The 7,157-nt window shown below is 47.1% G+C and carries 7 protein-coding genes; 3 read left to right on the top strand and 4 right to left on the bottom strand.

Translation table 11 applies throughout. From position 1 onward, the window contains the following. Positions 1 to 170 precede the first annotated feature (170 nt). From QZL66_RS03545 to QZL66_RS03530, 4 genes are all read right to left on the bottom strand, one after another. Positions 171 to 533, bottom strand: a complete 363-nt coding sequence (locus tag QZL66_RS03545) for an anti-phage BREX system Lon protease BrxL (protein WP_293601817.1) — start codon at positions 531 to 533, stop codon at positions 171 to 173. A gap of 587 nt (positions 534 to 1,120) precedes the next feature. Further along, on the bottom strand, positions 1,121 to 2,011 hold the full coding sequence (locus QZL66_RS03540) for a TlpA family protein disulfide reductase (protein WP_022410380.1): 891 nt from the start codon (positions 2,009 to 2,011) through the stop codon (positions 1,121 to 1,123). Then, positions 2,008 to 2,838 (bottom strand): 4Fe-4S binding protein, encoded by an 831-nt coding sequence (locus QZL66_RS03535; RefSeq protein ID WP_226944426.1) that lies wholly within the window; start codon positions 2,836 to 2,838, stop codon positions 2,008 to 2,010. Before QZL66_RS03535 ends, QZL66_RS03540 begins: the two co-directional genes overlap by 4 nt. Before the next feature lie 85 nt (positions 2,839 to 2,923). Beyond that, on the bottom strand, positions 2,924 to 3,067 hold the full coding sequence (locus tag QZL66_RS03530) for a CD1871A family CXXC motif-containing protein (RefSeq protein ID WP_022410378.1): 144 nt from the start codon (positions 3,065 to 3,067) through the stop codon (positions 2,924 to 2,926). Positions 3,068 to 3,448: 381 nt separating this feature from the next. On the opposite strand from QZL66_RS03530, the gene QZL66_RS03525 reads away from it, so the two are divergent. The 3 genes from QZL66_RS03525 to QZL66_RS03515 all read left to right on the top strand — a co-directional run. Then, complete coding sequence (locus QZL66_RS03525) at positions 3,449 to 4,126, top strand: response regulator transcription factor (protein ID WP_022410377.1); 678 nt, start codon at positions 3,449 to 3,451, stop codon at positions 4,124 to 4,126. After that, complete coding sequence (locus QZL66_RS03520; protein WP_022410376.1) at positions 4,123 to 5,283, top strand: sensor histidine kinase; 1,161 nt, start codon at positions 4,123 to 4,125, stop codon at positions 5,281 to 5,283. The genes QZL66_RS03525 and QZL66_RS03520 overlap by 4 nt, the downstream gene beginning before the upstream one ends. Positions 5,284 to 5,428: 145 nt before the next feature. Next, positions 5,429 to 7,157, top strand: a 1,729-nt coding sequence (locus QZL66_RS03515) for a helix-turn-helix domain-containing protein (protein WP_293601816.1), incomplete at its 3' end; no start/stop codon positions are given.

Here is a 7,157-nt window from a genome sequence, read left to right as displayed (position 1 = left end):
AAATCCGCATATATTTCCTATGAACACAAGCTCTGACTTTTTATAGCTGGTCTGTTTTTTCCCGTAACACGTTATTTTCACACGCTGCGGATCAATCAGTGCGCAACTTGGTTTCTCATTTCTCCCCGCTTATTCCAGTGTTGCTCCAGCAATGATTTCCCCGCATTTTTTCACCCCGGCTCTACACCCAGCGCAAGCTTTGCAGCTTCCAATGGGGTCTTATAAAATCCCACAGCAAGCTCATTTTTCAGCTTATCTGAGAGGAGCATGTAGCTGTTTCGGCTGTTTTCCTTGATTTTTGATTTTACATAATCGCTCTGATCCGGACGAACGTAGTTCTCGCTGAGAATTTTCTTGATTTTCTCCAGTCCGGCTCTGATTGCCTCGTCATCATCCGTAGCGCAGTACATTCCAAGCAGATATTCCAAAACATATGTGGGGACATTTGCGCCTTTTTTCATAAGCGATGTCAAGTCTTTCCGAACCGATTTGCCCGGAAACGCCGCAATCACTTTTCTATCCAATTCATCCATGCAATCCCCTCCGATTGTATTTTGCGCCGGAATGCCCATCTCTGCTTCCAGCTGCTTTTGAGCAGTTTCCTGTTTCACCGCATTCCGCATGGGCAACGCCCTGCACCGGTATATATGCCTTTTCTGATCCGCACAGAGAAGCATCTTCGCACCAATTGCGCCCATCGAAGCCAGCTGCCTTATGGTCTGGTTTGCGGCACGGTTTCGCCTAGCTTTCTCTTCCTGTTTGGTGGTTCCCCGGATAGTCACCCAAGAACTTCTCATTCCGCCTTTTCTCTTAAATTTTCTTGTTTTCATACTAACCCGCTCTAAAAATCAAAATCGTTGGCAAACGCAATCTTTACCGAAAAGACACGTGGATACGCCTGTGAAGACAGGTTCTAACAGACAGCCAGCCTGCGCTCCCGATTACGGGACTTCAGACTGGCTGTTTATGCAGAACAAGAAGATGATCGGACTGTTTGCGTTCTCTGCTGTTTTCGGTATCATCGGAGCAGGGACAGGAGAAACGGAAAACCGCTGCATAAGCTGTCAGGCAGCTTTATGCAGCGGTTCCGTAAGAGTCTGTTCAGCAACGGATCATGCCCTTATTTTTGAGCATCTTTTGCGAGAACTTCATCAATGGTATTCTGAAGTGTATTGAGATTTTCGTCATTGTCAATGCCGCCCATAAGTGCTTCGCCCACGATATTGCCGTTTCTGTCAATGACATACGTTGTCGGGAACGCAGTGATACCCAGTGCAAATTTTCCGGCATCGCTGTCAGAATCAAAATAGATGTTCCGATATTTTGCGCCCTTTGTTTCCAGAATTTGTTTTGCTGTTGCAATATTCTGCTCGTCACCGTCAAGCGCACCGACATTCACGCCAAGCACTTCGCCGCCCTGTTCCCTGATGCGGTCATTCAGAGCATTCATTTCACTGAGTTCCTCCACACAGGGTTTGCATTCGTTGAACCAAAAATTCACCACTGTCACAGCATTCTCTGCGAAAACGCTGCTGTCCACCTTGTTTCCGTCCAGATCTTTTCCCTCGAACTGCGGGAATGCAGTGCCTGATGCATCGCTGGTCTGCGCATCGGAAGAATCAGCCGGAAGTGCTGCAATCTCCTCTTCAATTTTGCGGATCTGTTCCGCATCTGATTTCAGCGTTTCATATTCCGCATCAGTAAACTGATCCTTTGCGCCATCTACCGCAGCCATCAGCACGTCGCCATAGTTCGAACTCTTCATGTCCTCTGTGACATTTTTGCTCATGGATGCAAATACCTTTTCCCACAGAGCATCATTTTTCGCCATAATCGCATTTTCCTCATCCAAAAGCTCCTGTGAAGATTTTCCGGATGTTTCCGCTTCGCCGGATACTTCACTGGACACGCTCGAAGAAGCGTCCTTCGCTGTACTGCTGCATCCGCTGAGCGGGACAGAGAGTGCCAGACAGGCTGCTAACACGATCATCAGATTCTTTTTCATTTTCATTTTTTTAGCTCCTTTTTTTCTGTTGTCATTTCTTTTGCCTTTGATAGATCTCCAAACCCATACCGATAACATATGGCATGGGTCGGACAGGATTTCATACACATACCGCAGCGGATACACTCGGCATGGTTGGGCTGTTTGGTGACATCGACATCCATTTTGCATGCCTTTGCACAAGCACCGCAGGATACACATTTATCTTTGTCCACCTTCATCTGAAAAAGCGATACCCGATTCAAAAGCGCATAAAATGCGCCCAGCGGACACAACCATTTGCAGAACGGGCGGTAGAAAAACACGCTGCCAAGTATCACAGCCAGCAGGACAAATGCTTTCCATGAAAAAAGCACACCAAGTGCCGTGCGGATTCCCTCATTGGTGATCGACAGCGGAATCGCACCTTCCAGCACGCCTTGCGGACAAAGGTATTTGCAGAAGAACGGATCCCCCATTCCCAGCTCATTGACGACTACCATCGGGAGAAGAATCACCATCACCAGCAAAATGCCGTATTTCAGATAGCGCAGCGGTTTCAGCTTTCGGGTAGAGAGCTTTGGCGACGGGATCTTATGCAAAAGCTCCTGAAACCAGCCGAACGGGCACAGAAATCCACAGATAAATCTTCCCAGCAAAACACCAAGCAATATCAATATTCCGGTGACATAGTAAGAAAACTTGAATTTCGATGACCCTACAACTGCCTGAAATGCCCCGATGGGACAGGAGCCTGCTGCTCCCGGACAGGAATAACAATTCAATCCCGGCACACAGGCATATTTTCCCTTTCCCCGATTCAGAGAACCATTCAAAAAATTGGGGAGATGCATGTTGGTCAGAAGTGCTGCTGCTGCCTGAATCCAACCGCGAAACCGTGCAAGAGGGTGCACATTTTTTTTGTTAATCTGTTTGTTCTTAGCCAATTCCAACACACTCCATACACAGGCGGATTGCTTTTGAAAAAACAGTCTGAGCCTCCTCCCGCCAGATGCCAAAGATCAGCATTGCCATTCCGATGAGCAGAAAAAACATCTGCGCTGCTGTTTTTTTGAATACCATTTGTTTCCCTCCAATGCTTTGATGACACCAGTATACATCATGCGATATAAAATCTGCGTTAAGGAAAAATTAACACAGATTTTATCTGCGTCTGTTATAATAAAGGTAAAAATGATAAGAGCCTGTTTTGTATCCTGCCCCGAACACTGCTCCATGGCAAGGCTTTTAGAGCTTGTGTTCATCGGAAATATATGCGGATTTTCGAGCAAATTTTTTTGCAGACAAGGCAAAAATTTGCGGGCATACTTTCGTATGGCAAGAATTTTTAACGCAGTATGCAACAAAATTTGCCGAAAAGACGTAGATAGACACCTATGAACACGAGCTCTTAACGGTAAACCGTGCAGCAAAAGATACAGGACAGGCTCCGGGGAGCATGCTATGAGACTTTTCGTGATAGAAGATGAGCAGTCCTTGCGGGAGGACATCACAAAAAAATTGCAGCGTTCAGGATATGAAGTCGATGCCTGCGGCGATGGAGAAACAGCCTCAGAATATCTGTCTGTGGAATATTACGATTTGATATTATTAGACCTGAATCTTCCTAAGATGGACGGAATGACACTTCTCCGCAACTTCCGGAAAGAAAATCAGGAGACGCCGGTGCTGATCTTGTCGGCACGAAGTGAAATTGCCGACAAAGTAGAGGGGCTGGATGCAGGTGCAAACGATTACCTTTCAAAGCCATTTCACCTCGCAGAGCTGGAAGCCAGAATCCGCAGCCTGACACGCAGGCAGTTCATTCAGCGGGATGTGCGCCTGCAATGCGGACAGATCGTATACGATACCAAGAGCCGTACCGCAGCAGCGAACGGCGTTACGATCAATCTGACACGCAAAGAAACCGGCGTACTGGAATATCTGATGCTGCATCAGGGCAGACCGGTCAGTCAGGAGGAGCTCATTGAACATGTATGGGACAGCAGCGTGGACAGCTTCAGCAATTCGATTCGTGTCCACATTTCTGCACTCCGGAAAAAACTCCGTGCAGTTCTTGGCTATGACCCCATTCGAAACCGGATCGGAGAGGGCTATGAAATAGAAGGAGAATCAAAATGAGGCGAATGAAACGACTGTCCTTTCAATGGAGAATCACATTGCTGACTGCCATTTTAATTGCCGGAACCTGTATATGTTCCAATCTTCTGCTCTATCGTTCCGGTACAGTCGGCATAGATTCGCTGAATGGCTTTGTCATGGAATATGATCCTGAAAGTTCCGATGTTCTGAAAATTGAATTTGACGATCAGCAGATGTCCGCATTTCTCCATCAGTTTTCGCAGGAAATTTACGATGTGAAAGCAGAATTCGGAAGAAAATGCTGGTATATCACAGCCGCAGTCACACTGCTTAGTGCAGCGATCGCATATTTTGTAAGCGGCAGAGCACTCAAACCGCTGAAACAATTTTCAAAGCAGACAGAAAACATCAATCAAGACAATCTTACCAGCACCCGTTTTGATGAAAATACCGCAGCAGAATTTCAGCAGCTGAGCTGCTCGGTCAATCATATGCTCGACCGTCTGGCACTTTCCTTCGACTTACAGCGTCAGTTTGCGGGAAATGCCGCACATGAATTGCGGACACCCCTGGCAATGATGCAGACGAAATTAGAGCTGTTTGCCGAAGAGCATCCGGATGCCCATGCGGAAACCGCAGAGCTGGTTCAGTTTCAAATTGATCAGGTAGACCGCCTGACTGCTCTTGTCCGCACGCTTCTGGAAATGAGCAATTTGCAGTCTGTTTCACGTTCGGATGAAATTGAGCTGTCCCCGCTGGTTGACGAGATCCTGACAGATCTCACCACGCTTGCGGAACAAAAAAATATTACACTGCATCAAAACTGTGAGGACGTTCATATGACCGGCAGCGACACGCTAATTTACAGATTATTATTTAATCTCATTGAGAATGCGATCAAATACAATCATCCGGGCGGCAGTGTAACGGTTTCCATCCGGAACGAAAATCATCAGGCTTTGCTGCATGTTGCAGACACAGGCTGCGGAATTCCGGAAGCATACAGAGAGAGTATTTTTCAGCCGTTTTTTCGTGTGGATAAATCAAGAAGCCGGCAAATGGGTGGTGTCGGTTTAGGGCTTGCCCTTGTGAAAGAAATTGCAGTATTGCATGGCGGGAATGTCTGTGTGGAATCAAGTTCAGAAGCCGGAACGACCTTTGCGGTGAATCTGCCCCTGGACGGAGAAGCGGAATAGCGGTTTTATTCGAAACCCATTTCCACAAACGCATCCGCATGCCTTTTCGGCAAATCGGTAATTTTTGAAGAAAATCATGAAATTGTGTTTCACAAAAAGCATTTCTGTGTTATAATAGAGATACGCACAAGAAAGGACGATTTACATGACATTTTCAGAATTACTGAACGAATACATCTGCATATTTCGCTGTACTGCCGGCGAACTGGCAAACGCCTCCGGTTTGACGCAGGCATCTCTCAGCAGATACCGAAACGGACAGCGGATGCCGGAAACCGACACCCTGAAAAAACTTGCGTCCGGAATCGTTCGCATTGCAGCGCAGAACGGCACAGATCTGGATCTTGATTTGGTTTTCTCACAGCTGGCAGAGGCAGCCGGCATTGTGAAAACGGACCACACGCAATTTTCCGGTCAGTTTTCTTTTCTTATTGATGCAATTTCAATCAATCTGAGCGAACTTGCCAAAAGCATGGGCTATGACCCGTCTTATCTTTCGAGAATCAAAAAAGGGCAGCGTATGCCGGCAGATATCACGAAATTTGCGGAGAGCCTGAGCGCTTTTTTGCTGCGGAAATACGGCGGATCCGAGAAAATGGAATTGATCTGCAAGCTGCTGGATTGCTGCACCGCAAAGGACCCATTCTCCCATCCGGATTTCACTGCTGCAATAACCCGGTATCTTTGCAGCAGCGAACCAAAAGAGAAAGCAGCGGAGGGCATCAGGGATTATCTGAAAAAGCTGGACGAATTTGACCTGAACGAATATATGACGCTGATTCGATTTGACCAGCTGAAGGTTCCCACTGTGCCGTTTCACCTGCCCTCTTCCAGAAACTATTATGGCATCGAACAGATGAAACAGGGCGAACTGGACTTTTTCAGGGCAACTGCGCTCTCCCGTTCCAAGGAACCGATTTTTATGAACAGCGATATGCCCATGGCAGATATGGCACAGGATATGGAATTCAACAAAAAGTGGATGTTTGGCATTGCCGCCTGTCTGAAAAAAGGACTGCATCTGCACATGATTCACCATGTTGACCGCCCTCTGGAAGAGATGATCTTAGGACTGGAAGCGTGGATCCCCATCTATATGACCGGACAGATTACTCCGTACTATCTGAAAAATCCGGGCACCGACATTTATCATCATCTGAATTATGTTTCGGGTGCAGCGGCGCTTGCAGGAGAATGCATCAGCGGATACCACAAGGACGGAAAGTACTACCTGACCAACGCCAGACAGGAAGTTGCCTATTACCGCACCAAAACCAATCATATTTTATCCAAAGCACTCCCCTTAATGGAAATTTACACGGAAGAATCCAAGGAGGAATTCCACCGCTTTCTCGCCGGCGAAGCCGGAAAGGACGGCGTATCTTCCAATCTGTACACCGCACTTCCGCTGTACACCATTTCAGAGGAACTGTTTCAGAATATCCTGGAGCGAAATCATATTCCGGCGGAGAAACAGCAGATGCTCTTACAGGAACTGCGCCGGGAGAAAGACAACTTTCTACAAACGCTCCAGTCTGGTTCCGTAGAGGACAGGATTCCTGCACTTTCCCGGGAGGAATATGCAGAGATGCCGCTGGCGCTTTCTCTATCTGAAGCGTTTTACGAACATGAGATCTGCTGTACCTACGACGAATATCTGGAACATTATCACCAGACCATGGCATTTGCGGAACACAATCCGAACTACACAGTTTTATCACAGCACACCCGCATTTTCAGAAACATTCAGATTCGGATTAAACACAGCGAACGGGTGGTCATCTCTAAAAACAAAAGTCCGGTGATTCATTTTGTCATTCGGCATCCGAAGATGAGAAAGGCAATCGAAGACGGACTGTGGCAGGTGCTGAATG

It is taken from the genome of Ruminococcus sp. CAG:330 (genome assembly GCF_000437175.1).
In the GTDB taxonomy this organism is placed as follows: Bacteria; Bacillota; Clostridia; order Oscillospirales; family Ruminococcaceae; genus Ruminococcus_C.
The sequence above is the reverse complement of the archived record's forward strand: the minus strand, read 5'-3'. Positions and strand labels throughout refer to the sequence as shown.

What these genes read in the sequence shown, in the direction of transcription:
- QZL66_RS03530 (WP_022410378.1), bottom strand. Translation starts at nt 3,067, where the DNA reads ATGGTATTCAAAAAAACAGCAGCGCAGATGTTTTTTCTGCTCATCGGA.
- QZL66_RS03540 (WP_022410380.1), bottom strand. Translation starts at nt 2,011, where the DNA reads ATGAAAATGAAAAAGAATCTGATGATCGTGTTAGCAGCCTGTCTGGCA.
- QZL66_RS03525 (WP_022410377.1), top strand. Translation starts at nt 3,449, where the DNA reads ATGAGACTTTTCGTGATAGAAGATGAGCAGTCCTTGCGGGAGGACATC.
- QZL66_RS03545 (WP_293601817.1), bottom strand. Translation starts at nt 533, where the DNA reads ATGGATGAATTGGATAGAAAAGTGATTGCGGCGTTTCCGGGCAAATCG.
- QZL66_RS03520 (WP_022410376.1), top strand. Translation starts at nt 4,123, where the DNA reads ATGAGGCGAATGAAACGACTGTCCTTTCAATGGAGAATCACATTGCTG.
- QZL66_RS03535 (WP_226944426.1), bottom strand. Translation starts at nt 2,838, where the DNA reads ATGCATCTCCCCAATTTTTTGAATGGTTCTCTGAATCGGGGAAAGGGA.